Annotated in this window: 26 protein-coding genes and 3 pseudogenes; 12 read left to right on the plus strand and 17 right to left on the minus strand. The window is 68.0% G+C overall.

Annotation, left to right across the window (positions count from 1 at the left end; genetic code table 11):
- Positions 1-52 precede the first annotated feature (52 nt).
- Entirely contained in the window at positions 53-550 is a 498-nt protein-coding gene (locus tag P2L57_RS32290; protein ID WP_275820623.1) for a MarR family winged helix-turn-helix transcriptional regulator, read from the minus strand.
- Positions 551-735: 185 nt separating this feature from the next.
- On the opposite strand from P2L57_RS32290, the gene P2L57_RS32295 reads away from it, so the two are divergent.
- The 3 genes from P2L57_RS32295 to P2L57_RS32305 all read left to right on the plus strand — a co-directional run bounded on the left by P2L57_RS32295 (position 736) and on the right by P2L57_RS32305 (position 3534).
- Positions 736-1041 carry a cupin domain-containing protein gene (locus P2L57_RS32295; RefSeq protein WP_275820710.1) on the plus strand — a complete coding sequence of 102 codons (306 nt, stop codon included), beginning with the start codon at positions 736-738 and terminating at the stop codon, positions 1039-1041.
- 908 nt (positions 1042-1949) lie between these two features.
- A complete protein-coding gene (locus P2L57_RS32300; RefSeq protein WP_275820626.1) occupies positions 1950-2306 on the plus strand; it encodes a YciI family protein in 357 nt (118 codons plus the stop codon).
- Between the two features lie 7 nt (positions 2307-2313).
- On the plus strand, positions 2314-3534 hold the full coding sequence (locus P2L57_RS32305) for an RNA polymerase sigma factor (RefSeq protein WP_275820628.1): 1221 nt from the start codon (positions 2314-2316) through the stop codon (positions 3532-3534).
- A gap of 122 nt (positions 3535-3656) precedes the next feature.
- Here P2L57_RS32305 and P2L57_RS32310 read toward each other — a convergent pair.
- Positions 3657-3797 (minus strand): annotated as a pseudogene (locus tag P2L57_RS32310) (dehydrogenase); the annotation flags it as partial.
- A 265-nt stretch (positions 3798-4062) separates the two neighbouring features.
- Here P2L57_RS32310 and P2L57_RS32315 point away from each other — a divergent pair.
- Positions 4063-4642, plus strand: a pseudogene (locus P2L57_RS32315) (TetR/AcrR family transcriptional regulator).
- 76 nt (positions 4643-4718) lie between these two features.
- Here the strand turns inward: P2L57_RS32315 and P2L57_RS32320 are convergent.
- From P2L57_RS32320 to P2L57_RS32330, 3 genes are all read right to left on the minus strand, one after another.
- Entirely contained in the window at positions 4719-5330 is a 612-nt protein-coding gene (locus P2L57_RS32320) for a GOLPH3/VPS74 family protein (protein WP_275820629.1), read from the minus strand.
- Positions 5331-6073: 743 nt separating this feature from the next.
- Positions 6074-6868 carry an SDR family NAD(P)-dependent oxidoreductase gene (locus tag P2L57_RS32325; protein ID WP_275820631.1) on the minus strand — a complete coding sequence of 265 codons (795 nt, stop codon included), beginning with the start codon at positions 6866-6868 and terminating at the stop codon, positions 6074-6076.
- Between the two features lie 342 nt (positions 6869-7210).
- Positions 7211-7579, minus strand: a complete 369-nt coding sequence (locus P2L57_RS32330; RefSeq protein WP_275820633.1) for a hypothetical protein — start codon at positions 7577-7579, stop codon at positions 7211-7213.
- Positions 7580-7973: 394 nt separating this feature from the next.
- Here P2L57_RS32330 and P2L57_RS32335 point away from each other — a divergent pair, with 394 nt between their 5' ends.
- The 3 genes from P2L57_RS32335 to P2L57_RS32345 all read left to right on the plus strand — a co-directional run bounded on the left by P2L57_RS32335 (position 7974) and on the right by P2L57_RS32345 (position 12323).
- Positions 7974-8168: a hypothetical protein gene (locus P2L57_RS32335; protein WP_275820635.1), complete on the plus strand. Its 195-nt coding sequence runs from the start codon at positions 7974-7976 to the stop codon at positions 8166-8168.
- Between the two features lie 288 nt (positions 8169-8456).
- Positions 8457-10550 (plus strand): NEW3 domain-containing protein, encoded by a 2094-nt coding sequence (locus tag P2L57_RS32340; protein WP_372516019.1) that lies wholly within the window; start codon positions 8457-8459, stop codon positions 10548-10550.
- Between the two features lie 75 nt (positions 10551-10625).
- Entirely contained in the window at positions 10626-12323 is a 1698-nt protein-coding gene (locus tag P2L57_RS32345) for a glycoside hydrolase family 27 protein (RefSeq protein WP_275820637.1), read from the plus strand.
- Positions 12324-12446: 123 nt separating this feature from the next.
- Here the strand turns inward: P2L57_RS32345 and P2L57_RS32350 are convergent, their stop codons facing one another.
- From P2L57_RS32350 to P2L57_RS32360, 3 genes are all read right to left on the minus strand, one after another.
- Complete coding sequence (locus tag P2L57_RS32350) at positions 12447-12731, minus strand: class I SAM-dependent methyltransferase (protein WP_275820639.1); 285 nt, start codon at positions 12729-12731, stop codon at positions 12447-12449.
- 353 nt (positions 12732-13084) lie between these two features.
- A complete protein-coding gene (locus P2L57_RS32355; RefSeq protein ID WP_275820641.1) occupies positions 13085-13564 on the minus strand; it encodes an ester cyclase in 480 nt (159 codons plus the stop codon).
- A 104-nt stretch (positions 13565-13668) separates the two neighbouring features.
- Entirely contained in the window at positions 13669-14310 is a 642-nt protein-coding gene (locus P2L57_RS32360) for a TetR/AcrR family transcriptional regulator (RefSeq protein ID WP_275820643.1), read from the minus strand.
- Between the two features lie 635 nt (positions 14311-14945).
- Between P2L57_RS32360 and P2L57_RS32365 the strand changes: the two genes are divergently transcribed.
- Positions 14946-15467 carry a DUF3995 domain-containing protein gene (locus P2L57_RS32365; protein WP_275820645.1) on the plus strand — a complete coding sequence of 174 codons (522 nt, stop codon included), beginning with the start codon at positions 14946-14948 and terminating at the stop codon, positions 15465-15467.
- Here P2L57_RS32365 and P2L57_RS32370 read toward each other — a convergent pair.
- Positions 15437-15712, minus strand: a complete 276-nt coding sequence (locus tag P2L57_RS32370; RefSeq protein WP_275820647.1) for a hypothetical protein — start codon at positions 15710-15712, stop codon at positions 15437-15439. The two genes, P2L57_RS32365 and P2L57_RS32370, sit on opposite strands and share 31 nt — an antisense overlap.
- Here P2L57_RS32370 and P2L57_RS32375 point away from each other — a divergent pair.
- On the plus strand, positions 15711-16778 hold the full coding sequence (locus tag P2L57_RS32375; RefSeq protein ID WP_275820716.1) for a hypothetical protein: 1068 nt from the start codon (positions 15711-15713) through the stop codon (positions 16776-16778). The genes P2L57_RS32370 and P2L57_RS32375 overlap by 2 nt on opposite strands.
- A gap of 665 nt (positions 16779-17443) precedes the next feature.
- On the opposite strand, the gene P2L57_RS32390 is transcribed toward P2L57_RS32375, so the two are convergent.
- The 4 genes from P2L57_RS32390 to P2L57_RS32405 all read right to left on the minus strand — a co-directional run bounded on the left by P2L57_RS32390 (position 17444) and on the right by P2L57_RS32405 (position 20310).
- A complete protein-coding gene (locus tag P2L57_RS32390; RefSeq protein WP_275820651.1) occupies positions 17444-18895 on the minus strand; it encodes an amidase in 1452 nt (483 codons plus the stop codon).
- Between the two features lie 66 nt (positions 18896-18961).
- Positions 18962-19237, minus strand: a complete 276-nt coding sequence (locus P2L57_RS32395) for a hypothetical protein (RefSeq protein WP_275820653.1) — start codon at positions 19235-19237, stop codon at positions 18962-18964.
- A gap of 15 nt (positions 19238-19252) precedes the next feature.
- Positions 19253-19714: a hypothetical protein gene (locus P2L57_RS32400; RefSeq protein WP_275820655.1), complete on the minus strand. Its 462-nt coding sequence runs from the start codon at positions 19712-19714 to the stop codon at positions 19253-19255.
- Positions 19711-20310, minus strand: a complete 600-nt coding sequence (locus tag P2L57_RS32405; protein WP_275820657.1) for a hypothetical protein — start codon at positions 20308-20310, stop codon at positions 19711-19713. Before P2L57_RS32405 ends, P2L57_RS32400 begins: the two co-directional genes overlap by 4 nt.
- On the opposite strand from P2L57_RS32405, the gene P2L57_RS32410 reads away from it, so the two are divergent.
- Positions 20303-20698, plus strand: a complete 396-nt coding sequence (locus P2L57_RS32410) for a hypothetical protein (protein ID WP_275820659.1) — start codon at positions 20303-20305, stop codon at positions 20696-20698. The genes P2L57_RS32405 and P2L57_RS32410 overlap by 8 nt on opposite strands.
- A gap of 372 nt (positions 20699-21070) precedes the next feature.
- Here P2L57_RS32410 and P2L57_RS32415 read toward each other — a convergent pair whose 3' ends face one another.
- The 3 genes from P2L57_RS32415 to P2L57_RS32425 all read right to left on the minus strand — a co-directional run bounded on the left by P2L57_RS32415 (position 21071) and on the right by P2L57_RS32425 (position 22537).
- Entirely contained in the window at positions 21071-21469 is a 399-nt protein-coding gene (locus P2L57_RS32415; protein ID WP_275820662.1) for a hypothetical protein, read from the minus strand.
- A complete protein-coding gene (locus P2L57_RS32420) occupies positions 21470-21670 on the minus strand; it encodes a hypothetical protein (RefSeq protein WP_275820664.1) in 201 nt (66 codons plus the stop codon).
- Positions 21671-22012: 342 nt separating this feature from the next.
- Positions 22013-22537, minus strand: coding sequence for an SRPBCC family protein (locus P2L57_RS32425; RefSeq protein ID WP_275820666.1), 525 nt, complete (start codon positions 22535-22537; stop codon positions 22013-22015).
- 133 nt (positions 22538-22670) lie between these two features.
- Here P2L57_RS32425 and P2L57_RS32430 point away from each other — a divergent pair, with 133 nt between their 5' ends.
- Positions 22671-23555, plus strand: a complete 885-nt coding sequence (locus P2L57_RS32430; protein ID WP_275820668.1) for a helix-turn-helix domain-containing protein — start codon at positions 22671-22673, stop codon at positions 23553-23555.
- Positions 23556-23585: 30 nt separating this feature from the next.
- Here the strand turns inward: P2L57_RS32430 and P2L57_RS32435 are convergent.
- A pseudogene (locus P2L57_RS32435) lies at positions 23586-23773 on the minus strand (helix-turn-helix domain-containing protein).
- A 102-nt stretch (positions 23774-23875) separates the two neighbouring features.
- Between P2L57_RS32435 and P2L57_RS32440 the strand changes: the two are divergent.
- A complete protein-coding gene (locus tag P2L57_RS32440) occupies positions 23876-25174 on the plus strand; it encodes a COG4705 family protein (RefSeq protein WP_275820670.1) in 1299 nt (432 codons plus the stop codon).
- Positions 25175-25249: the final 75 nt, after the last annotated feature.

Raw genomic sequence — 25249 nt, forward strand, 5'->3', positions numbered from 1 at the left:
CTAGGCTGGCAGTCGACACCGGTTGTCAGTGGTTCGGCTACCCGCGGTGGGTTCACCAGAGGGGGCGCAGTGGGGCTTCGTTGTCGCCGTAAGTGTGATTGAGATACGTCTGCAGGTCACGGCGGACGGCTTCGAGACGGTCAGCGCCGATGAGGTCGGTCCATAGTTGTTCGGCTTCGGTCCAGAGCTGGTCGGCGAGTTGGAGGTAGTCGCGTCCGCGTCGGGTGAGGGCCAGGGTTTGGGCGCGGCGGTCGTGGGGGTGAGGGCGACGTTCCAGGTAGCCCCACTCGTGTAGTTCGGCGACGGCTTTGGACGCGGCCTGCTTGGTGATGCCGAGGTAGGCGGCGAGGTCGGCGGTGGTGGCATCGGTATGGGTTGCGAGGTAGCGGAAGGTGTAGCCGTGTGCGGGGCGTAGGGGTTCGCGGCCCAGTTCCGCCAGGCGGGCGTGGAATTGGTCGTTCATGGCTCGGAAGACCATTGCGAGCAGGAGGGGGACCTGTCCCGGGAGGCCGGGCCCATCACCGTCCGTTGCGATGTCCTTGGTGCTCACGGGTCTCCTCGGGGTGTCGGGTTCCCATCTTGTGGTCAACTGGGTTGACCACTGGGCGTGTTCGCCTTAGTCTCCAAAACGTCAGCTAGGTTGACTATATCGTGTGGAGGAACGGCATGCCCCTGTCCACCAGAGCCGCTGCTGCGGCTTTTGAGCGTGACGGTTTCACCTTCCGCCCCTTGGCGGTGCCTTCCCGTGGTAGTGCGGAACTTGCCGTCTGGTCGCTGGAGTTGGCGCCGGGCGCTACCAGCGAACGCCACCGGATGGACCGTGAAGAGGTCTTCGTCGTGGTGAGCGGTCAGATCGCGGCCACCGTTGGTGGCGAGCAGGTAGCCGCCGGGCCCGGCGACGCCATCATCGTTCCGGCCGACACGGAGCTGTTGATCCGCAATGGCTGCACCGTCAACCCGGCCACCGCCACCGTCATGACGTCGGTCGGTATGAAGGCCACTGTCGGCGACGCCGCTTTCTCTCCGCCTTGGGCCCAGTAGGGCAATCGCCACGGACCCCTGACCGTCGGCCCCCGAGGTTGCGGTTGCGTAGAGCATCCGGCCCCGACGGCGGTTGGAGGCTACCGCTCACGGCGAAGGGGTGCTGCGGTGCTGCGGACGCTTGTCTCTCACGTGTCCGTGGCGCCGCTCCCATCGCCGGTCCGAGGGCCCGTGTGACATGAGGGCTGATGGTTTCAGAGTGCCGAGGGCCGCCGCCCAGTGGTTGGGCAGATACGTGTTCCGGTCCTCCCTCCCGGGTCTGGATGCGTTCCTGGACGGCTACGACCAGCATGCACAGCGCGATGGCGGCCCTGGACCGTAGGGGGGCGGGACTGGCTGATCGCCCGCAGTGGCCGGAGCAGCGATCACATGTGGCAGGGCCTGGTGTGCCCGACGGCCGGGACAGCTGGGATCTCCCCCCGGCGCAGGAAGCCCAGGGTGGCCCTTCGAGTTGTTGGATGAGTTCCTTGCCGAACAGGAGAGCGTCACCGTGTCGTGAGCAGGCATGTACGTACGCTGCCGCCGAGGGTCCAGGGGCCGCTGATGCCGCTCCGGGTAGGAAACGTGCCGCAGGCCGCAAGAAGCCCGGCCCACCGGTCCCCACCAGGTGTCCAGCGGATCCGGCCGGGGCGCCTCAGCCGGTCCAGTGAGCGTCTCCGTATGCCGGTGTCGTACTCAGCCAGCGATGCGGGAAGCGCGCATGGGGGTGAGACCCTGTATTGGGGCCGGTGGGTGCGTCCCGCTGGTGGCTCGCCGAGCTGCCATCCTGGGCTGGCGGTCGCCCGAGGACGCCGCGAGACGGATCCGTAAAAGAATTTTTCGGCCCGGGTGTCGATCCGGCGGTGGGGCGTTCGTAGTAGCAGTAGAAGGCCGGTAAGGAGCCGGCTGTTGCTGATGAGGAGAGCGTCATGAAGCAGTACCTGCTGTCGGTGCACATGGTCGAGGGGCAAGAGCCGCCGACGCCCGAGGTCATGCAGCAGATGTATGCCGATGTCGAGGCCTTCAACAGCCGGTTGCGGGCCGAGGGGGCCTGGGTCTTCGCGGGTGGGCTGCACCCGCCGACGTCCGCGACGGTGGTTCGGGTTCAGGACGGCAAGGTGCTGACGACGGATGGGCCGTTCGCGGAGACGAAGGAGCACCTAGGCGGGTTCTGGGTGATCAAGGCCGAGGACCTGGACGCCGCACTGGCCTGGGCGAGCGAGGCGACCAAGGCGTGTCAGGGACCGGTCGAGGTCCGTCCCTTCCAGGAGGAACCAGCGGAGTAGTACGTCGGTGACTTCCCACGACGACATCGAGAGCGTCTTCCGCGGCGAGTACGGCCGCTGTGTGGCCACCTTGATCCGTCTCTTCGGCGACATCGACGTCGCCGAAGAGGCGGTGCAGGACGCCTTCGCGGTGGCCCTGGCCCGGTGGCCGCAGACGGGATTGCCGCCCAATCCGGGTGCGTGGATCACCACCACGGCCCGTAACCGTGCCATCGACCGGCTGCGCCGTGACGCCTCCCGTCACGAGCGTCATGCCCAAGCCGAGCTGCTGCACGGCCGAGAGGCGGAACCTGAAGGGGAGGGACCGGTGACCGATGACCGGCTGCGGCTGATCTTCACCTGCTGCCACCCGGCGTTGGGCCGCGGTGCCCAGGTCGCGCTGACACTGCGGCTGCTCGGCGGCCTGTCGACCCCGCAGATCGCACGTGCCTTCCTGGTACCCGAGGCAACGATGGCGCAGCGTCTGGTGCGCGCGAAGCGCAAGATCAAGGACGCGGGCATCCCGTACCGGGTGCCCACCGAGGCCGAACTGCCCGACCGACTGCGCGCCGTGCTCGACACCGTCTACCTGGTCTTCAACGAGGGCTACACCGCCTCGGGCGGGGACATGCTGGTACGGGAGGACTTGTGCGCCGAGGCGGTACGGCTGGCCCGGCTGCTGGTCGAGCTGATGCCGGACGAAGCCGAGACCGTGGGGCTGCTGGCGTTGCTGCTGTTGACGCACACGCGCCGCACGGCCCGCACCGCGGCCGACGGCTCGCTGGTGCTACTGGCCGACCAGGACCGCTCGCTGTGGGACCGGTCGCTCATCGAGGAGGGCCAGGCGCTGGTCCGCGCGTGCCTGCGCCGTGCTATGCCTGGCCCGTACCAGATCCAAGCCGCGATCAACGCGGTGCACAGCGATGACACCCTCACCCCGGACGCCAGGTGGTCGCAGATCCTGCAGCTGTACGACCTGCTGATGAGTTGCGCTGCGACGCCGGTTGTCGCGCTCAATCGGGCTGTCGCACTGGCTGAGGTGCACGGCCCCCAGGCGGCGCTTGCTGTCGTCGACAGCCTGGAGGCCGACCTTGAGGCGTACCAGCCCTTCCACGCCACCCGCGCGGATCTGCTTCGCCGTCTGGGGCGCCACCAAGAGGCCGCCGAGGCGTACGACGCCGCGCTCGCCTTGACCAGCAACGCCGCCGAGCGCGCCTTCCTGGAGGGACGAAAGCGTTCAGTCCGCTGACGCCGCACGGGCTGCAGGTGGCCAGGGGGGCATTCGTGGCGTGTCCGAGGCCGACAGCACAGCGCACCGCGTCGCGCGTCCTGCACGCTGACTTCTGGGGCGCCCCCCGAGTTGACTCGGCGTCAATTTTCGTCGCTGTCGCGCGGTTCGAGCCGGAAGTCGAACGCGACGGTCCCGGGATCGAGCGAGGTGACACCGCCGTCGACGGTGAGGACCGCGCCGTTGACGAACGACGCGGCGGGCGACAGCAGCCAGCAGATCGCCGCGACGCTCGACGAGCTTGACGCGGCGAAGCTGCGATCGGGGGCCGCAGTCGCAAGTGATGTCCCGTCAGGGGAGCTGGACTTCGAACAACCTCCTCCTGGCCGTCGCCGAGGGCGCCGCGGGGGCAGCGTGATCCAGTCAACTGCGGTGCTGACAGCAGACGCGACGCTCCGGCATCGGCGGCCGGGTGCCGACGAGGCCTGCCTAGTGGTGCTAGGCCCTTTCCTAGAGACTCCAGGAAAGAAGATTTGTGGAGGTACCCGTATGGTGCGCGCAGGACTCTCCGCCACCCGGCCGGCGGCGGCAGCCGCGGAGATGGCGGACGAGGTCGGCCTCGACAAGGTCACGGTGTCCGCGCTCGCGGCGGCACTTCGCTGTCAACGACGCGAGCTTGTACTCGCACGTCAAGAACCTGCGGGAGCTACGTGTTCGGGTCGCCCTGCCGGCCGCCCAGGAGATGACCGACCGCATCGCGGCGGCCGTCGCGGGCCGGGCCGGCAAGGACGCACTCGTCGCCTTCGCCAACGCCTACCGGCAGTACGCCCTCGAACACCCCGGACGCTACGCGGCGACCCAGATGCAGTTCGACCCGGAGGAAGTCGCCGACTCCGTCGGGTTCCACCGCAGCGCCGAGCTCACCTACGGCATGCTGCGCGCCTACGGCCTCACCGAGCCGGACCTGACCGACGCGGGCCGCCTGCTGCGCAGAGCCTTCCACGGCTACGTCCACCTGGAGTTCACCGGCGGTTTCGGAGACCCCCGCGACGTACAGGAGTCCTGGTCGCGCTCACCGGTGTTCGGTGATGTTGGCGGGGACTTGCGGAGCTTTGGGTCCGGCAGGTGATGCAGCGAGCTGGGCTGATGTGTCGGCGCGCCCGTGATCACGCTGTCGGCGCCCGTCGCCACCGCGCGTGCGGTCATCATTCCCAGCCTCGCCAGATGTTCTCGAAGGCCGCCTCGTCGATGGCCCGCCGATGCCGTTCGAACTCCAGATCCTTCAACGCGTCATCGACGGTGGCCAGCACCGTCGCCACCGGGTCGTCCGCCGGGCTGGGCGAGTCCTCATTTTGCTTGTCGCGGATCCCGATGGCCGCCGCGAGCGCGGCGAGGACGGGCTCGTCCGACGTCCAGCGGTCCGCCGCCTCACGGCGGGCGGGTGAGTCGACGAGCACCATCTGACCGGCCCGGAAGGGCGTCCAGCGGGCGCGGCGTTCCTGGGTGAGCTGCCCTTCCGCCTGGAGGGCGGCCAGATAGGCCGCTGACAGGCCCCGGCCTCTGCGCCACAGCCAGTCGTCGATTGACTCGTACGGCGCCTCCTGGACAAGAGTCGCGGCGGCCTCGTCCAACAGGCGATCAGCTATCGCTGGCCGGTAGGTCGGCACGATGCGATCGCCGTCCAGCCGGATGGCTTCGGCGTTCAGGAGGTCGATCAGCTCGGCTCCAGCGAGCGCAAGCGACAGGTTGCCGCGCCCCAGTGGGCGACTGGACGCCATGTCGATGGCACCGATGAGCAGGTCCCGAGGTGTGGTCATGAACGGCTCCACGTCAGAGGCATAAGGGGTGATGCGTCGCTGATCAGCTGGCCCGGTACTCGGCGTGAGGCAAGCGGTGAGATCAGCTGACATCGTCCGGGGCCGCTGCGACCGCTGGACGGGTTCGCTTTGCACAGCCGGCGGGCGTGAAGTCCGGCCCGGCACCGTCGACCTGCTCCAGATGGGCCAGGCCTTCTTCCCTCGGTATGCCAGCCCGGACGCGCAGGTGATTGATCGGGTATGTGGCCATGTCCCGCCTCTCGGATCGTGTCGTGTCGAGCCGCTACCCAGGCCGGTGCACGGGCTGCTGACGCCTGGGTGACGGATGCCCGTCGGCTGAGCTCGATGCCGCTGAGGCCAGTCCTGATCGGGCTAGCGGCCGGAGACGTCCGTCCCTTCTGCGCCCATGGTTCCACTCCGCGCGCACCGACGCCGGTCCGGGTGAACCGGCACGGCTCGACGAGGAAGCGCCGGCCCTCCGGTGTGTAGCCGTCGACGGTCGCTCGCAGGTTGCCCAGCGGTTGGGGCCCCTGCCGTCCGCTCTCGTGGTGGTCACCCGGTTGGCCTCACGCGGAAGACGACCGTGCCTGCCGTGGGCGTCGGGCACAGGCTCAAGCAGTGTTTCCGTCATTTGCACCTGATGGGGACCGCTGAGTGCGCGAGTGTTGCCGGGACCGTGGATTTCGTGAGCGAGTGGTGGGCTGGTCGTCCGCGAGCCGATGCCGAAGTTCGGCCCCAGTGGGCTAGGGGAGGATGGAGTCGACGTAGCCGCCGTCTACCCGTAGTGCTCCTCCGGTTGTCGCGGATGCTTGGTGGGAGCTGAGGTAGACGACCATGTTCGCGATTTCCTCGGGTTCGATGAGCCGTTGGAGCAGCGACTGCGGACGGTGTTCACGCATGAACCGCCGTTGTGCCTCGTCCCACGGGAGGCTTCGGTCCACCAGTTGGTAGACGAAGTCTTCCACGCCTTCGGTGTGGGTGGGTCCGGCGATGACGGCGTTCACGGTGACTCCGGTGCCGGCGGCCGCCTTGGCGAATCCCCGGCCTACTGCCAGCAGAGCCGTTTTGGACATCCCGTAGTGGATCATCTCCGCGGGGATGACCACTGCCGAGTCGCTCGCGATGTATTGGATGCGACCCCAGCCCTGCTCGGTCATGGCTGGCAGGTACCTGCGGGTGAGCCGGACGGCCGCGAGGACGTTGATGTCGAAGTATCGGCGCCACTCCTCGTCGGTGATCTCCAGGGCGGGCGCGGCTCCGAAGACGCCCAGGTTGTTGATGAGGATGTCCACGTGGGGCAGGGCCTGAGCGGCCTGGTCGGTTCCTTCTTGCGACGTCACATCCGCCGGTACGGGGACGAAGTCGCCGTGCGGGGCCTGCTCGCTGAGACGGTTGATCGCTTCCTCGACGCGGGCGGGGCTGCGGCCGTTGATCCCCACTCGTGCCCCCGCGCGGGCGAGCCCAGCGGCGATCGCGGCCCCGATGCCTTGTGTCGATCCGGTGACCAGGGCGGTGCGTCCCGTCAGATCCAGCTGCATCGATGTCCTCCTCGGTCCGGCCGACTGCCTACTGCCCGATCATCGGGTTCGTCGACGGATCGCGCCGCCCGACGTCCTGGCGCGCATACCGCCGTCCAGGTGGAGCGGCCATGTGGTGGCGGGCAGCGGCCCGGCGCTCGGCAGATCCCGGGTTGGGGAGTGGTGGGCGTTGTTCTCCTCGGGGCACCTCGGCGTCTGGACCATCAGCGGTACCCCGGCCGGTGCCGAGATGAGGCGCCCGGCTGGGCGTGTCGGATTGCGGGTCCGCGCCGTGCTCGTGGTGTGCGTGGGCGGACTGCGCACTGCTCCGGGCCACCGTGGCTTCCGCCATGAGCTGCGCCTTCAGCGTGCGTCGCTGCCCCGGCAGACGGGGTGCTCGGCAGACCGGGTGCTGATGGCCAGCGACGACTGCCGGTTGAACCTGGGAGTCCGGAGCATCGTTGGCGCGACTGAACTGCCAGCATGGCGGTGGCTGGTGCGGCTGGTCATTCGGGCCTTGCAGTCGATCAGGGCAACTCGCCGGCCGTTGGCAGCGATCAGGTCAGGTGTCCAGCGCAACGAACTGTCGATACGGCGCAAGGCAAAACGGACGGCGTTACTCAGCACGCCTTGGCCCCAGGCGTCGACTGCCCATCCGCGCCGGGTGAGTTCCCAGGCGACACATTCCTCATGGGCATCGCCTGCGATCTTCCTCTCTTGAAAGCTCGCCATACCGACCAGTGTTGCGCATCGTCTGCGGGCCGAACCGAGGGACGGACGCCAATGGGCCAGGTCAGGACAGCCGAGTTGGCGCTCGTCCTTGGCCGTCAATGTTCATAGTTGTTCGCTGGAGTCTCATGGCGTCTCACTGCGGACACTGAAGGTTGACTGGATCTCACCCCTGAGCCAGGAACGGAGTGGGGTGCCAGAGGGACCTGAAACGGAGAAGGCGGTCAAGAGGTCGTCATGGGGGAGAAGCTCCTGCGCCATCGGCCAGGGCTAGGGTTTCGTCCGAGGCACGCTGGCGCTGGCCGACGTAGCGGGCGTGCTCGGCGCCTGCGGATGTTGTAAGTCGTGCTGCGCACTCGCCCATAGACGGCGGGCCTGCAACTGAGATGCGGGCTGCTTGCTCTACCAGAGCACGCACCGTGTCGCCGATGGCATCAACTTCGTGGGCGGACGGCATGCACTTCTGGAGGTGGGCGCGCCGGCCGGGCTGATCGGCGCGAGCCCGCCGTTCCTCGCGTGCTTGGCGGCTCGCGGTGGCGGTCCGCGCGAAATTGTCGAACGCACCCATGAACCCTTCATATGCCTCGAGTGAGCCGTACCGGAACGGCGAGAACGACGCCATCCATCGACGCCGAGGCCGCCGCCCGCGCAGATCAGGCGGGCACCGTCATAGGTCAGGCCAAGTCGCAAGACGGTCGAGTCAAGTCGGCAACGTTCGCAGATCTGTTGGGAAGTATTCCATCGTGTGTGAATGGGGGGCGAGGCGCGCAGATTTGTGTTTTCTATTGACTAGTTATGTTGACTTTGGTTCGCTTGGCACGCCCTGCGCAAGGCATCAGATCCGCGACCGTCCGTTGCCTCCTCGGACTCAGGAGAACCGATGCGCAAGATGTGGGCCGCCCTCATAGCGGCCGCGCTGACAGTGGTACCTCTCGCGGTTGTCCCCTTCGCCGCCACTCCGGCCGAAGCTGTCGACAACGGCTTGGCCCTCACCCCGCCGATGGGCTGGAACGACTGGAACGCCTTCGGCTGCAACGTCAGCGAGCAACTCGTCGAGCAGACCGCAGACAAGATCGTCTCCAGCGGGCTTCGGGCCGCCGGCTATCAGTACCTCAACATCGACGACTGCTGGATGGGCAAGTCCCGTGACAGCGGCGGCAATCTCGTCCCCGACTCGACCAAGTTCCCACACGGCATCAAAGGCGTTGCCGACTACGTACACGCCAAGGGCCTCAAGCTCGGCATCTACGAAAGCGCCGGCACGATGACCTGCGCCGGGTACCCCGGCAGCCTCGGCCATGAGCAACAGGACGCGAACACCTTCGCCACCTGGGGTGTCGACTACCTGAAGTACGACAACTGCAACAACATGGGCATACCGGCCCGGCAGCGTTACCAGGCCATGGGCGACGCCCTGGCCAAGACCGGCCGCCCGATCGTCTACAGCCTCTGTGACTGGGGCGAGGAGAATGTGCCGAGTTGGGGAGGCTCGGTCGGCAACCTCTGGCGTACCACCGGCGACATCGACGCCTCGTATGGTCGGATGCTCGCCATCTTCCACCAGAACGTCAACCTCGCCGCCGCGGCCGGTCCGGGCTCCTGGAACGACCCGGACATGCTGGAAGTCGGCAACGGTATGACGCCGACCGAGGACCGCACCGAGTTCTCGCTGTGGGCCGAGATGGCCGCACCGCTGATCTCGGGCACCGACCTGCGCAGCGCAAGCGCCGACACCCTCGCGATATACGGCAACAAGGAAGTCATCGCCGTCGACCAGGACAAGCTCGGCAGGCAGGGAAAGCCAGTCAGTATGGCAGGCGGGCTGGACGTACTGGCCAAGCCCCTCGCCGACGGAAGTGTCGCGGTGACCTTGTTCAACGAGAACACCACGCCCGCCGTCATCTCCACCACGGCTTCGGCGATCGGGCTGGGGGCCGCCAAGGACTACACCGTGCGAGACCTCTGGGCGCACCGCACGACCGAGACCGCCAAGGCCATCAGCGGCTTCGTGCCCGGACACGGCACGGTGATGTACCGGGTCGCACCCACCCGCAGACCGGACGCTTATGCGCCCAACGTAGTTGTGGACACCACAGGGTCCGGCTGGTCGGCCGGCAGCTCCGCCACGGTGACCTCGACCGTCACCGACAACGGTGCGCGGGCCGCCACCGATGTCCGCCTTGGGGTCCATGTCCCCGCCGGGTGGACCGTCACCCCGCTCACCCGCACCCGTTTCGCCCGGGTGCCCAGCGGCGGTCAGGCCGTCGCCAGGTTCCGGGTGACCGCCCCTGCCGTCCTCCCCGCTCCGATCACCCGTACCACCGTCACCGCGGTCGCGTCCGTCCACGGGCCGGGCGGCAGCCAGACGGTGACCGCGCCGAACCCGGTGGAGCTCTCCGCCCCGGTCCGGGCGCCGTTCAAGACCTTCTCCGACAACACGGCCACCTTCGGTGCGCAGGACAGTAGGCTCGCCATCGATGGCGCGGGCGCGGACTTGTGGGACGGCACCGACCAGTACAGCGCGATCTACCAGCAGGGCGCGGAGCACGACGGCTCCACCACGGTTGTCAAGGTGACCGCCCAGGCCGACACCAGCGAGTGGGCGAAGGCCGGGATCATGGTGCGAGATGACATCACCAAGCCCGGCAGTTCTCCCGGCTACCTGATCCTCGCCGAGGCCCCTGGCAAGGGCTACGTCCTGCAGTGGGACAGCACCGGCAGCGGGCGTCTGGACTCCAACAGCGCCCCGCCCAACGAGGGCAGCGGCACCGCCGCCTACCCCAGCTGGCTCAAGTTGGTCCGCTCCGGGTCCACTTACACCGGCTACTACTCGACCGACGGCACCGACTGGACCCAGGTCGCCGCGGCCACACTTCCCGGCGTGACCGCCACTCAGGATGTCGGTGTGTTCACCAGTTCCCACAGCGAAGGCGCCAGCGGCGAAGCAGACTTCGCGGGATTCACCCAGAACTGACATCCGCGGCGGAGCGGCCCGCCAGCCGCTCCGCCGCCGTCCAACCCCATTCCCCACACACCGGTGGAGCTCCCCATGCGTGCCCTTCCACGCCTGCTCCTGTCCCTGTCCATCGCACTCCCCGCGCTCTCCCTCTCCCTGCTCGCCACCACCCCCGCCCACGCCTTGGACAACGGCCTGGCTCGCACCCCGCCGATGGGTTGGAACAGCTGGGACACCTTCGGTTGCAACGCCAACGAGCAGATCGTCAAGGACACCGCCGACTTCATGGTCTCCAGCGGCATGCGCGACGCCGGATACCAGTACCTCACCATCGACGACTGCTGGATGAGCCGCTCCCGCGACGCGGGCGGCAACCTCGCCCCCGACCTGCAGAAGTACCCTGACGGCCTGGCCGCCCTCGCTGCCTACGTTCACAGCAAGGGGCTGAAGTTCGGCGTCTACGAGAGCCCGACCTACCACACCTGCCAGGGCTTCCCCGGAAGTCTGGACCATGAACAGCAGGACGCCCGGACCTTCGCCTCTTGGGGCGTCGACTTCCTCAAGTACGACAACTGCCTTGCCAGCGACCCCTCTCAACGAGTCGGCGACGAGCGTCTCCCACTGCAGACGCGTGACGGCTGGATGCGCGACGCGCTTGCCGCCACCGGCCGGCCGATCGTCTTCAGCCTCTCCCTGCAGCCTGCGGCCCAGGGCGAGACACCGTGGGTGTGGGGCAGGAGCGTGGCCAACATGTGGCGCATCGACGGCGACCGCGACGCCTCCTTCGCCGGCCTCACCCGACTCATTCACGCCGACCTGGGCAAGTCGCAGTACGCCGGTCCCGGCGCCTGGAACGACATCGACATGCTGGAGACCGGCAACTACGCCTCGGCTTCTCGGGACCCCAACCAGCGCTTGACCTACGATCAGGAGAAGTCCGAACTCTCGGCCGCCGCCGTGCTCGCCGCCCCGCTGATCTCCGGCGCCGACCTGCGCACCGCCGCCACGGCGGGCAGCTCAGGCTTCCCGATCAGTCAGCAGGACCTGAGCGTCTACCTCAACAAGGATGTCATCGCCGTCGACCAGGACAGCCTCGGTCAACAAGGCACCGCCGTCACCACCACCACCACCAACGGCCTTGATGTGCTGCGCCGCCCGCTGGCAGGCGGTGATGTCGCGGTGGCCCTGCTCAACGAGACCTCCGCGCCCGCCACCATCTCCACCACCGCCACAGCCGTGGGCCTGCCCGCCAGCAACGCCGGATACACACTCAACGACCTGTGGGCGCACACGAGTTCAGTCAGCGCCGACGGCACCATCAGCGCCACCGTCCCGGCCGGCGGTACGGTGCTCTACCGGGTGACTCCGCACTCTGGCACCACGAGCCCGGCGCAGCCGCTCGTCTCCGCCGCCTCCGGCCGCTGCCTGGACGCCTGGGACAACCAGACCTCTCCTGGCACGAAGATCGAGATCTGGGACTGCAACGGCGGCGCCAACCAGGAGTGGTCCTCGACCCCAGGGGGCGATCTACGCGCCTACAACGGCGCCCGGTGTCTCGGTGCCGCGAACGGCACCCTGGCCTGGGGCACTGCGGTGGTCATCCAGCCCTGCGACGGCAGCGCCGGACAGAAGTGGAGACTCAACTCGGACGGCTCCATCACCAATCCGACGCAGTACGGCATCTGTCTTGACGTGACCAGAGGCAACGTCCCGGCCGGGCAGGTCAACGGCACCACCGTCGAGGTCTACGGCTGCAACGGTGGCGCGAACCAGCGCTGGACCGAGCGGTGAGGTCGGGTGAGTTCTGGATCTAGTGGCGTAGCCGGGTGAGGCTCTGGGCTGCGGCGCCGTCGACGTCCCCGTGATGCACCCGAGCGCCTACGGCCCGTTGGGGGTAGATGTCGCCGACGTGCTTCAGTCGAGCCACTGTTTTGGCGTCGCGCTCTGTGAAAAGCAGGTCCAGCGCAGCTCGTGCTGGAACAGATGCTTGGACGCAACCCGCATGGCGATCTCCGCCGATCGGGGCTCGCCGTTTTCGTAGCGGCCCTTGCCGGCGTACCCGTCCCGATACACCACATGCTTGTCACGAGACCCCGTCATCCCGCCGAACTGCGGTATGTAGCGGTCAAGCAAGTTGTGCTTGAACACGCTGGGCAGCGCCTGGGCCGCCCAGTAGGAGCCGCTCGTGCCAATCGACATCGAAACCCCACCCCCGCCTCGCTCCTCACCGTCCTGTTGCTGGTGGTGAGGCCGCTGCTGGGAGGCGTAAAGACCGCCCCCATCCGCGTTCGCCGCCCGGCGTGCTGTGAGCGGAACTCCCGCGTCGACTTGGCGCAGCGGGACGCTGCGGTGCCGCATGCGGAGGCCGAGACGGTCTTCGCGGCACAGGCATCCGTGACAGCGCTATACGCGCCGGAATGCGCCGAACTGTGTCCCCGATCTATGAATCAGGAATCACTCCAGCCCCATCCGTCATAGAAGAGCGGCGGGAAACGAAGAGGGCGCGGGACCGTCGCCGGTCTCGCACCCTTCTTCGTTGCCGGTCGGGCCAATCAGCTCGCTGAGGCGCCTGCGGCGGCCGACGCGGCGACGGCGGACGCGAAGTCGGGCTGCACGCCGAGTTGGGCGAGCATGACGCTGACGCCGACGTAGCAGTTGAACTCCTTGATCTTGCCGTCCTCGAGGTACCAGAAGTCGGCGGTCGGGATATCGAGCTTGGCGCCGGTCGGCTCGATGACGCCAGCCGGGGTCGGGAACGGCCCGGTGGCGGTGCCCTGGATGGACAGCTCGACCACGACCAGGTTGTCGTTGACGACGTGGAAGCGGTGCAGCTCCCGGTGGATGTCGGGCGCGAGCTGGCCCATGAACACGACCAGGTCGCCAAGGTGCTCGCCGCGGTAGGTGTCGCCGGCGACGATGTTGTTGAACACGCCGTCCTCGGCGAACAGGTCGATGAATCCCTGCACGTCCAGAACGCTGCCCTCGGCCGCGTGATAGGCCGCCCGAACGATCTCTTCTGCGCTGGTGGTCATGGTCCCGTCCCCTCCGAGAAGTAATTCTAATGCTTGATTGAATTGTTGCCCGCAGGGCGGCCACCTGTCAAGCGTTCGTTTGAATAGTTTCGCGGTCGGCGGTATCAGCCCTGGTCAGACCGCATGGGGGAGCCGCGGAGGGCGCCAGCGAGAACCGGCGCCAGCCACCGCTCGATCTGCCCGGCTGGCAGCGCGGCCAACTCCGCGCCGATAGGCGCCACCGCGAGCCAGTTCAGCAGGCCAGCCGCGCACCGCGTCCGGAAGGTCAGCTCCGGCTCGTCGACCCCTGGCAGGTTCGCCGACAGCACCTTCAGGACGTCCCGGCGCGACTGCTCGAACTTCCCGTCCAGCCGGTCCCAGCCCTCGGGGGGGTCGATCCCGACGCGCGCGACCGTCCGCATCACGGCCAGGTCCCGTCCGCCGGCCGCGAGCGCGCGCATCATCGGCCGGGCGAACGCCGCGGCCAACTCCTCGATGGTCGGCCTGGCGCCGAGGGACGCGACCGCGTCGATCTGCGCGTCCAGGTACCGCTCCAGCGCGTGCTCGATAGCCGCGTCGCACAAGGCCTTCAGTGACCCGAAGTGGTAGCTCACCGCGGACACATTGGCTCCGGCCCTGTCCGTGATCTCGCGGAGGGTCACCCCCTCCTGGCCGCGCTGCGCCAGCAGTTCCAGGGCGGCGGCCAGCAGGCCGTCCCGCGTGCGCTGACCGGCCTCACGGCGTTGATCTGCTCGTTCTGTCGCCACGCGAGAAACTCAAACAGTCGCTTGACTTCATTGTCAAGCGTGATCTCCAGGGCCTCGGGATCCGATCCGCCACTTCGTCGTCCCGTCGTACACCCCGATGGTGGTGACGTACCTGTCGAACGCGAACGGCCCGGCGACGTCCACGCAGCCCGACGAGTTCGGATAGCTCGCGAGCTGGGCCCAGCCGCCAACTATCCCTGGGAAACGCCAACTAACGCTGGGAGTCACACCGACCCCGTGGAACGCCAGCACGTTGGTGCGGGGTGCCTCCAAGTCCTCCACGTCGAAGCCAGGGGCCGTGATGCGGGCCAGGTGCTCGACGAGCGCGGTCTGGACGATCTGCCACTGGCCTTGCCGGTTGGTGAACGCCTCGCCGGTAATGGTGGAATCGGCTCTTGGAATGCCTTGCTCTCAGAGGACCGCGACAGCAGCCCAGAGCCCTTTCGGTAGTGTCGGCCCCTCCCATGGCTTCGTAGCTGAGAGTCGACACCACTTTGCTGATGAGAACCGACGCGGCGGTGTCCGCGTGTCGTCTCTTCCTCAGGGCCTGCCGAGTGCCCTGAGGATGGCTGGCCGGGAGGGTGGAACCCGTGGCGAGGAGGAGACGTCCGGACAGCTGATGTGAGGGGGCGGCGATGGTGACGTCGAAGGAATCTTTGGGAACTCGGTTATCCAGGGCTCGACTGGGGCAGGAGGCTGCCTGGCTCGCGGCCACCTGGTGTGTACTGTTCGTGTTGGTGCACCTGTACTGGGCTTGGGGCGGGACCGTGGGGTTCGTAGCAGCCACCGGAAGTTCGGATCTGATCCGGCCAACCTGGTTCGTCATCTTCGGGCTATGGGGGGTTGCTCTGGTCTGCCTGGTAGGTGCCGGGGCGGCTTTGGCTGCCGTCCAGTCGTGGGGTCGGGGCATGCCGCAGTGGATGGTGCGTACTGTGCTGTGGATGGGCGTCATCGTGCTGCTGCTCAGGGCACTGCCCACGGGGGTGCAGGACGTGCTGCTCGTCACGGGAGTTCTGCATCCGGCTCGCCCGCTGGACTGGTCGGTGGTGCACTGGAGGCTGGCCTTGTGGACTCCATGGTTCCTTATCGGCGCCACGCTGTTCTTGCTCACCGCGATCGCCGCGGGTCATCGACGGCGGTTGATCTCGGCTGCGTAGGCGCCCCAGTCTCCGGCAGCGGCTCGCTGCCATTTGACGGCGACGGTGATGTCGGTGCCGAGGGTGCGGGCGAGGACCGCGGCGGGCAGCTCGGTGGCGAGCTGGAACGGTGCGGTCGAGCGGGTTTCCGCGAGCCGGATGCCGAGTTTGCGGAGCCGTTCGCCCATGGCCCAGGCACTGATCGGGCGGCCGGGCTGACCTCCGGGGAAGAGCCAGGGCGAGTCTGTGCGGCCGAGGACTTGCATGGCTGCGGCGAACCTCGACCTGCTGGAGGGCCAGTTCAGCGACGGGTGCGGGCAGGTCCATCGGGACGGCGCCGAGGCGGATGCGGACCGCTCCGTCCGTCTCCTCGATATGGTCGACGGTGAGCCGGGAGATCGCCGCGGGCCACTGGGCATAGAGGAGCAACAGCGGGCCGGCAAGGCGGTCTTCGGGCTTGAGAGTGTCGTCGTGCAGCAGGCGACGGGCGGTGTCCCAGCGGGCTTCGACGTCCATCGCCTGGGAGGGGCCGTTCCATCTGACGGCCGGGAAGCGGAGATCGCGGGCTATCTTCTGGGAGAGGGCCCATCGCACGAAGTGGCCTGCCTCCAGGCGAAGACGGACGTCGTCGCTGGTCATCCAGCCCTCAAGGTCGGTCTGTCGACAGGTTGCAAGGGTCAGGTTCTGGCCCGCGAGCCAGTTCAGGAGATAGACGGCCGCCCGCAGATGCTGCCGCGCGACCTTGAGCTGGTAGTAAGTGATGTCCTTGCCGCGGCTGCGACGGCGAAGCCGTCGCAGGAGGTGCCAAGTCGCGTACCGGTGCGGGATTTTCCGTCCCTCGGCCGTCGCATGGGAGGCGACGAGGTCCTTCACATGCCGTTCGAGGCGGACCATCTGCTCGTCCCGTTTCGGCAGTGCGCCGGTAGCGACGAGGACGCTGCGGATGTGTTCGACGACCTTGCCTTCCGGGAGCTCGTCCAGGGCCTCGTGGGTGAGGGGTCGGCAGCCGGAGCCGAGATCGGACAGGACGGTGGAGACGATGCCTTGGAGAGCCAGCGCATCGCGGTGCCGGCCCGTTCGGTGCTGGCCAGGGCCTCGTGGAGGGCCTGCAGCTTCGGGGCTATGGAGCCGGTGTCATCGGCGAGGAGCTCGTGGAGCCGCTGTTTGAGGGTGCAGCGAGGGCAGGGACCGGAGGCTCGCAGCCGTTCGGCTTGTCCGCAGGTAGGGCAGGGGCGCCAGAGCTCGGGTTCCGGTGCGGTGCAGGGGCCGCAGGTGGGGGCGTCGGCGGTGCCGGAGTGGATGCCGCGGAGTCGTCCGCAGACGGTGCAGTGAGCTGGGCGTCTGTCGCAGCCGCCGCAGCGGGGCAGGCCGGTCAGCCCGCTCAGGTCGCTCGACGACGAGCCGGTAGATCTGGCTCGACGACAGGCTGATGCCGCGTTCGGCGAGCGGAGGGATGAGGCCGGTGGTGGAGAACATCCCGCGGTCCGCCATGACTTTGCGCAGGTGCCAGTGGTAGTCGAGCTTGGCGGCCATCGCCGGATCCCTCCTGTCAGGCCCCGGCGAACGCCGGGGCCAGTGCCTTGTGCAGGGAAGTGTTCATGAAGTCGTCGCTGACGTGCGTGTAGATGGCCAGGGAGCTGTCGCACTCATGGCCGACCTGCTGCTGGATGAACCGGCGGTCGACTCCGTCCTCGGTCAGGTGCGTGACGTAAGACCTGCTTGTCTCCGCAGTCGCCGTGTGCGGTTGGGTTCGTGTCGCGTTTGAAGTGGACGACCCCGGGTGCGGCGTTCGTGATGCCGGTTGCTGCTTGTGTGGCGATAAGGTCGGGGCATCTGTGATCGACTTCACTGTCGCGTGTTGTGTCAGCATGGTCCGACGACCTTCTGTCGTGTTGCGGGAGGCGGGTGACATTCGCGTTCCGGGCAGCGACTGCGCGCATTCGGAGGATCTCGTCGTCATCCGCACCTCGTCCTCGACGGACGCCCGGTAGTAGGCCCTACTTCGGTGCCTGGAAGCCGCCGATCTTCTGCTCGAGCAGTTCGGCCAGCCGCAGCGGGGTACGGTCCTCGAACATCGGACCGATGAGCTGCACTCCCACCGGCAGGCCATCGGAGGCCCGGCCCGCTGGTATGGCGGTGGCGGGCAGGCCGGGCATGGTGGCCAGGCCGGCCCAGACGAGCTGGTCGAAGTACGGGTACTCGACGCCGTCGATGTCGATCCGGCGTTCCAGCGGATTGGGGTTGTGGTCGTGCGGGAACGCGGGAGTGGGCGTAATCGGGCACACCACGGCATCGAACTCGGCGAACAGTTGCCGCCAGCCGTGGCGGTGCAGTTCGCGGCGGTTGTTCGCCTGGAGCCAGTCGCGGTGGCTGAACACCATGGCGCGCAGCCGTGCCGCGTCGAGACTCTGGTCGTCCGCGCTCAGTCCGGCGGCGCGGGTCCGCAGCCGATCGTACGGTTCGACGGGAAAGCGTGCGACGGAGCCCGAAACCAGCAACTGGCTGTAGAGCGTCCCGGCCTCGGTCAGATCGGGTAGCAGCGGACTGTGCCGTTCGACGTGGGCGCCGCCGTCGACAAGCGCGTCGGCGACTCGGTTCACGCCCGCCCGCACCGCCGACCCGGTTGGAATGAGCGGATGTTCGTCGAGGATCAAGACCCGGAAGTCGCGGAGCCGTTCGTGGCGCGCGGGCGGCAACCTCAAGTGGTGCGCCACGCCGAGCGTCAACGGATCCGGTCCGGCCATGACGTCGAGCAGGAGCGTGAGGTCGCGGGCGGTGCGCGCCATCGGACCGACGACGGCGAGGTCGAGGTCGACCGGCAAGGCCGGTGCGGACGGCGGGACCATACCGCGGTTGGCCGCCAGCCCGAGTGTCGGCTTGTGTGCGTAGACACCGCAGAAATGTGCGGGGGTGCGCAACGAGCCGGCGATGTCGGAGCCGATGGACAGCGCGCCGAATCCGCACGCCAGGGCCGCCGCTGATCCGCCGGAGGATCCGCCCGGCGTGCGGCCGTGGTCCCACGGGTTGTTGGTGGTGCCGTAGATTTCGTTGAAGCTCTGGATATCTTGCAGCCCCAAGGGCACATTGGTCTTGCCGAGCACCACCGCGCCGGCGGCCTTGAGCCGCGACACCTGTACCGCGTCCTCGGCCGGCATGTAGTCCCGGTGTTGTGGCATGCCCCAGGTCGTGGGCAGCCCGGCGATGTTGTAGGACTCTTTGACCGTCACCGGAATGCCGAGCAGCGGCCGGTCCTCGCCCCGGGCGCGCGCCTGGTCGGCAGCGCGCGCGGCGGCCCGCGCGCGGTCGAAGTCCGGCACACAGATCGCGTTGATCGCCTTGTCGTCCCGCTCGATACGGGCGATCGCCTCGTCGGTCAGTTCCGCCGAGGTCACTTCACCGGCACGCAACGCGGCCGCCAACTCTTCGGCCGTCTGAAAATTCCACTCCATGAATCCGACCGTACTGGCCTCTGGAACAGGTCATGAAATGCCGCTTCGCGCAACGGGATGGATGTCTCAATACTCGTCATGTTGCTCTCCGGCCACGGACAATTCGCCCGACCGCTGGCGATGGCGACGCGCAGCGGGATCGGTGTCGGCCTGGGAGTTCAGGAGACCTTCATCGGACACCTGCGCGTACTTCGCGAGGCTGCGAACCGACGTATGCCCGGACAGCTTCATCAGCACCGGCGTGGACGCGCCCTTCTCCGCAGGAGCGTCGTCGCGGGCACCTTCGCGACGCAGATCGCCAGGTGCGTTGGATTGGACACCGTTGCCCGTGACCCGGATCACGCCCGTTGGGGTAGCTCAACTACAGCTCCCGATCACGGTTGTTCGCGGTGCTGGAAGGTGGCTCACCCGGGCTGTTCCGGCGGCGGCTTCGCGAAGCCGGATGATCTCTTCATGCTGGGCGGCGAGCCGGACCAGGGCCTGGCCGCGGAAGTCGGTGAGTTCGTCGACCGTATGCTCCGACTGGGTGAGCCGTTCCCGGAGCTTGGCGTTTTCTGCTTTGAGTCGGCTGATCCGGGCCTCGCGGGGGTCGGGGATCTCGCCGGCGTCGTGCAGTGCCTGGACCCGTCGTTCGAACTCGACGCGGAGGTGAGCGTAAGGGCGGGTGCCGTAGAACGCAGTGCGGTCGACGGCGGCCTCGTTGGCGAGAGTCTTGATGTCGCACTTTCCGCCGGGCGGGATTTCGCCTCGGAGGAGCCGGTCCATGGCGGCTCGGATGCGGTTCTCGTTCTCGGTCCGCTGGGCTGCGGAGATTCTCATGCGGACTCCTCGTCCTCGTCCGTGGTGCTGGCGGCGTCGATCTCGGCGACGACGCGGAGGGCCCGGTCATAGTCGGCTTGGAGCCGGGTGCGTTCGGTCTTGCGTGTGGTGCCAATCTGGCCGAGGAAGGTTTCGGTGCGTTCGGCGTGTTCGGCCCAGACGGGGCGGTGGCAGGGGTGGTTGGTGGCCTGCGGGCATCGGGCGGAGTCACACATCCCGATCAGTGGACGGTCTGCAGTCGGGGTGCCGGCCAGCTTGAGGCAGAGTGCCCGGGACGGGTCGGTGAACCAGCAGTAGTTCGCGGGCCCGAGGTGGAGGATCTTGGCGCGTTTGGTCAGCAGGTTGAGCACGTCGCGGTCACTGCGCTGGGTCTTCGGCGCCTTCGCGGCGGCCGCGTCGAGTTTGGCGTCGATGTGCGCGAAGAACTCGGTGAGGCTGCGGGCGCCGGGGCCCGCTGGGAGGATGCCTTGCTGGTAGTTTCGGAACTCGGCGAGGACGAGGTCGAGGTTGCGGTCGCTCTCGTGCCTGTTGACCTCGGCGAGGAGCTCGGCCTGGGCCCCGCCGGGACGGGAGGCACAGCCTTCTGTCGTGGCCACGGCAATGCTTGAGGTGGATCTTGGAAGCCAGCACTCCGCTCGGCCGGTAGGCCATTTCCAGAGCCAGGGTCCGCCTCAGCATCCTCAGATTCACGGGCCCGTCAGGGATGGGTGCAAGCCCAAGCCGTTGCCCGGACGGGGAGTTGACCCAGTTCCTGAACCACCGGTAACGGACGTCGAAGGCGAACCGGCCGAACAGCAGGGCCCCATCCTGTGGGCCGTCGTGCAGTTGCTCGGCGAGTTCGACGGCGCGATAGACCGGCTCGACGACGACCCATTCGTCGTCGGTTCCGCCGAGCGGCTGGCCTTTGACGACCTTGCTGGCGATCCGGAACCGGGTGTGGCCGGGAACAGGCTCCTCGGGCGGGCGGCGGCAGCCGACCCGTAGCTCCATGAGTTCACTCGCGCGCATTCCCGACACCGTGGCCAGCGTGATGATCGCGGCGGTGCGGACGATTCCGACCAGGGCAACGGCCTCCAGCCGGTGCAGGGGAAGCGTCCAGGGCGGCGAGGATGTCCCGTCTGCTGCCTTGTTCTCGGCGGCATCACGGGCGAAGGCCTTCTCCACTCCTACCACTGCGAGGGTTGTTTCCAGTGGTCCGCGCAGGGCCGGGAGCCATCGTGACCAGAACTGGCTGGCCCCGGCCTGCCGGGTCAGAACGCCCGTGGCCACCGGCAGCAGGAGATCACCGGGGTCCCAGCCGTCGGCGAGCCGGTCGGCGATGTGGTGTTCGGCCAGCATCGGCAGCGGTGTGCGCGTTCACTCGTACTCGGCCAGCATGCTCGTGAACTCGGCCATGGGCGCGGGACCGGCCGGGCGGAGCCCTTTCGCTTTGCAGGACGAGGTGCAGTCGGCTTCCCGTACTTCCTGAGCGAGTTCGACGGCGTGGGGGCCAAGGGTGGAGACCAGATAGAGCGCGGCGGCGAGCATCGGCTGCAGGACGGCGCCTTCAACCGGTGGGGTCTTGTTCTGGCCCCGGCCGCAGGGCATCTCGGCGACGGCCGAGGCCGTTGCACCACCCCACGGCCGCAGGTCCGCAGAGACACGGTCGGCGGTGAACAGCTCGCGGTAATTGACGAGGTCGACGACGACCTGCGCGGCCGAGCGCCTGGTTCCGTGGCTCTGTTCACCGACGACGGTGCCATGCTCGTCGAGCACCTAGCGGCGGTGAGCCAGGTAAGCCTCGCAGAGCCGGGTGTCGAGCTGTTCCAGACCGGACACTCGCTGGTCCCCCAACCAGGCAAAAAATCGGGTGAGTTCGCCCAGCCGCCCCGCGCAGGTGGTCAGGTGCAAGGCCGTGCGATAGGCGCGTGGCAGCGGGATGACCGACACGTGTCCGGGGGCGAGCATCGCCAGCACGAGTTCCTTGCGACCAGCCGCCAACGGGCGTCGATGATGGCCGCGAAGTCAAAGCGCCGTGTGCATCGGGCCATCTGAGCCGGCAGACCGACGACGTGGGTGAAGTCCCAGATATCGTCCTCGAAGCGCGGACGGTTCGCCTCGTCGGGCAGTGTGAGGCCGGCCTCGTGGCAGACGTCGGCGCCTGCGAGGACTGCGGAACGGACGTCGAAGGAGGAGACGACAGCGGGGGTGGTCACGCGGTGAGCTCCTCGGGACGCAGGGGCAGTTCGTCATCCCGGTCGGCGACACCAGCGGAACCCGCCAGGGTCAGCATCCCGGTCGCGGCGAGTATGGCCAATGTCATTGGCTGCGGGTGGTGTTGTGGTGGCGTTCTTCGGCGATCCATTGGGCGAGGGAGGCCAGTGTGGTTTCGGCGCTGTCCGCCATGTAGTCGCGCAGTGCGTCGAGGTCGCTGCGGGTGGTGCCCAGCACCGGGTCGAGGCGCAGGAGTTGCCAGGACTGCTGGACGACGGTTCCGCGTCCTTGGGGTTGGAAGGTCCAGCTCCATCGCACGATGCCGTCCTCGGCGCCGCCGACGACGAAGGTGAAGGCGTCGGGGTCGGCCTGCGTGATCTGGGAGCGGGTGGTCCACTGCTTGCCGTCCCTGTGGTTGCGGCCGCTGAACCAGGCGCCGACTCGGGGTCCGGCGTCCTGGTCGAAGGCGACGTCGGTGGCGTTGGGGCTCCACCGGCGGATCGCGGACACGTCACTGACCAGGTCGTAGACCCGTGTGGGGGCGGCGTCGACCCAGGCGCGCCTGGTGAAGGCGAAATCCGCCGCGTTCAGGGTCTCGACGGGGTCGTCTTCGCGGGTAGCGGTGCTCAAAGGGTCCTCCTGGATGAGTGCGGGATGCGGTGAGACCCACCTCATCGCTGCTCGGACCAGGGAGCCAGACCCGCTGGTGCCTATCCTCGGCAGGGAGAGGCTGTGCGTTGCGGGTCGACCCATACTCGGAGCCATGAACGGGAAATCACAGCTCGGGGACTTCCTGCAGACGCGGCGCTCCCAGCTGCGACCCGACGAGGTCGGGGTGCCCACCTACGGGGAGCGCCGGCGTGTGCCGGGTCTTCGCCGTGAGGAGCTGGCGCTGCTGGCCGGGGTGAGCGCCTCCTACTACGCCCGGTTGGAACAGGGGCACTCGCTGAACGCCTCGCCGGAGGTGCTGGACGCGATCGCCCGGGCCCTGCGGCTGGACGAGTCCGAGCGCCGGTACCTGCACGACCTGGCCCGATCGGCCAAGCCCCGCAGCCGGCGGCGCCCCGCGCCGGAGCGCGTGACGGAGCCGACCGCCCAACTGCTGGACGCGCTCGGGGACGTCCCCGCGATCGTGATCGGCCGGCGCAGTGATGTCCTGGCGTGGAACCGACTGGGCCACGCGCTGTTCGCCGGGCACCTCGACCCCGCTGCCCCGGACGTGCCGACGGAGCGCCCCAACATGGCCAGGCTGGTGTTCCTCGACGCCCATACCCGCGACCTGTACGCGGACTGGCCGAGCAAGGCCGGGGCGGTGGTGGGGAATCTTCGCCTGGTGGCGGGCCAGTACCCGGAGGACCCCGCGTTGCACACGCTGGTGGGTGAGCTGAGCGCGAAGAGCGAGGACTTCGCGTCGATGTGGGCCGACCACCGGGTCAAGGCCTGCGCGGTCGCCGACTACGAGATGCGGCACCCGCTGGTCGGTTCACTGACCGTCATGCAGCAGACCCTGAGCCAGGGGCCGGGTCCCAGCATCGTGGTCGCCACCACGGCGGCGGGCTCACCCTCGCGAGCCGCCCTGGACCTCCTTGCCCAGGCCATCACCCAGGCCGCCCGAACCCGTTCGGACAACCGGCTCAGCACCAGCTGACCCCCCTCGTACGGTGCGGTGGCAGCGGGATCACGAAGCCGGGCCCTGGCACATCGCGCCGCCGCGCGAGCTGAAGACCACGCCGGCGTCGGCCAGGAGCAGTGGACGCCGCCGTAGGAGCGGCCAGTCTCCTCGGCGAGGGCACGGATGGAAGCCCCCGCCTCGTAGCGGGCCTTGAGCCCGGCGGCGACCTTGTCCCGCTCCGGGCCGGGCAGCAGCCTACGCGATCATCGCGACTGGACTCGTCCTCCGATCCTGGTCGATCGTAAGACACGTCACCATGTTAACGTCTACACAGGTGTAGACGTTGGTGTCGCGGCATGACAACTCCCACGACTATCGCGACCCCTCGAGGTGCCGCGGGCAACCACCTGTTGAACAAGGTGCCCGAGGTCACAGTCTGGTTCTGGATCATCAAGATCCTCTGCACGACCGTCGGCGAGAGTTTCGCCGACTACATCAACACCACGCTGGGCTTCGGCCTGACCAACACCATGCTGTTGTTCACCGCGGTATTCGCGGTCGTGCTAACGGTCCAGTTCCGTACGAAGCGCTACAGCCCGTTCCCGTACTGGCTCACCGTGGTGGTGGTCAGTGTCACCGGCACGCTGTACACCGACATGCTCACCGATGAGCAACACGTCCCGCTGTGGCTGAGCTCGACGGTGTTCTCGGTCCTGCTGGTCCTCGTCTTCGGGGTCTGGTGGCTGCGCGAGCGGACCCTGTCGATCCACAGCATCACGACCTTCCCGCGTGAGGCGTTCTACTGGCTGACCGTCCTGGTGACGTTCGCGCTGGGCACTGCCACCGGTGACTGGACGCTGGAGCTGACCAACTGGACGCCCGCGCAGTCGGTGTTCCTGCCGCTGGGCCTCATCGTGTCGATCACCGCGCTGTGGAAGTTCGGCGCCAACCCGGTCCTTTCGTTCTGGCTGGCCTACATCCTCACCCGCCCGCTCGGCGCCAACATCGGTGACTGGCTCGCCTCCCCGAAGGCCGCGGTCAACCCCGGCGACCCGGTCGGACTCGGCCTGGGCACCTTCGCCACGAGCCTGATCTTCCTCGGCGCCATCCTGGCGACGGTCATCTACCTGACGATCAGCCGCAGTGACGTCGCCGAGACCTACGAGATGACCCACGAGCGGTCGGTCGCCGCCAACGCGCGCAAGGAGCGCATCGCGCTGGGAGCCTTCGGCGTGATCGCCGCCGGCACCGTCGCGCTGATGGTGTGGGCCCACAATCAGCCCCACGTCACCTGCGACCCGACCGGTCAGAGCGAGACGATGCCGGCCTGCCCGAAGGCGGCCCTGACCGGCAACCAGACGACCGCGGCGGTGGCGAAGTACGAGAACCTCGCCCAGACGGCGATCGCGCAGGACCGTGCCGGGACGGCCGCGGCCTCCCAAGCCACCGTGCAGAAGATGCGCGATGACTGGGACGCCGACACCACCTCGCTGCAGGCGGTGAACAACACGACCTGGACCCTGCTCGACAACCAGATGGATGCGGTCCTCAAGGCGTACGCCATCGACCACGGCAACATCCAGCCGGCTCCCGCCGCCGAGCAGGAGAAGCAACTCAACGTCCTGCTGGGCGACCTCCAGAGCCACCGCTTCTGAGTCGGCATCTGAAGTAGGCAAATTGCCCTTTATGTTCTAGTAGGTTCCTCGCCAGGTCGGTGTGGACCCGTCGGC

The sequence above is a fragment of the Streptantibioticus ferralitis genome, from assembly GCF_029223525.1.
Taxonomy (GTDB): domain Bacteria; phylum Actinomycetota; class Actinomycetes; order Streptomycetales; family Streptomycetaceae; genus Streptantibioticus_A; species Streptantibioticus_A ferralitis.

What these genes read in the sequence shown, in the direction of transcription:
- P2L57_RS32365 (WP_275820645.1), top strand. Translation starts at nt 14,946, where the DNA reads ATGGTGACGTCGAAGGAATCTTTGGGAACTCGGTTATCCAGGGCTCGA.
- P2L57_RS32400 (WP_275820655.1), bottom strand. Translation starts at nt 19,714, where the DNA reads ATGAGAATCTCCGCAGCCCAGCGGACCGAGAACGAGAACCGCATCCGA.
- P2L57_RS32355 (WP_275820641.1), bottom strand. Translation starts at nt 13,564, where the DNA reads ATGACCACCAGCGCAGAAGAGATCGTTCGGGCGGCCTATCACGCGGCC.
- P2L57_RS32370 (WP_275820647.1), bottom strand. Translation starts at nt 15,712, where the DNA reads ATGCAAGTCCTCGGCCGCACAGACTCGCCCTGGCTCTTCCCCGGAGGT.
- P2L57_RS32325 (WP_275820631.1), bottom strand. Translation starts at nt 6,868, where the DNA reads ATGCAGCTGGATCTGACGGGACGCACCGCCCTGGTCACCGGATCGACA.
- P2L57_RS32320 (WP_275820629.1), bottom strand. Translation starts at nt 5,330, where the DNA reads ATGACCACACCTCGGGACCTGCTCATCGGTGCCATCGACATGGCGTCC.
- P2L57_RS32300 (WP_275820626.1), top strand. Translation starts at nt 1,950, where the DNA reads ATGAAGCAGTACCTGCTGTCGGTGCACATGGTCGAGGGGCAAGAGCCG.
- P2L57_RS32330 (WP_275820633.1), bottom strand. Translation starts at nt 7,579, where the DNA reads ATGGCGAGCTTTCAAGAGAGGAAGATCGCAGGCGATGCCCATGAGGAA.
- P2L57_RS32350 (WP_275820639.1), bottom strand. Translation starts at nt 12,731, where the DNA reads ATGTCGATTGGCACGAGCGGCTCCTACTGGGCGGCCCAGGCGCTGCCC.
- P2L57_RS32375 (WP_275820716.1), top strand. Translation starts at nt 15,711, where the DNA reads ATGGCTGCGGCGAACCTCGACCTGCTGGAGGGCCAGTTCAGCGACGGG.
- P2L57_RS32345 (WP_275820637.1), top strand. Translation starts at nt 10,626, where the DNA reads ATGCGTGCCCTTCCACGCCTGCTCCTGTCCCTGTCCATCGCACTCCCC.
- P2L57_RS32390 (WP_275820651.1), bottom strand. Translation starts at nt 18,895, where the DNA reads ATGGAGTGGAATTTTCAGACGGCCGAAGAGTTGGCGGCCGCGTTGCGT.
- P2L57_RS32440 (WP_275820670.1), top strand. Translation starts at nt 23,876, where the DNA reads ATGACAACTCCCACGACTATCGCGACCCCTCGAGGTGCCGCGGGCAAC.
- P2L57_RS32430 (WP_275820668.1), top strand. Translation starts at nt 22,671, where the DNA reads ATGAACGGGAAATCACAGCTCGGGGACTTCCTGCAGACGCGGCGCTCC.
- P2L57_RS32340 (WP_372516019.1), top strand. Translation starts at nt 8,457, where the DNA reads ATGCGCAAGATGTGGGCCGCCCTCATAGCGGCCGCGCTGACAGTGGTA.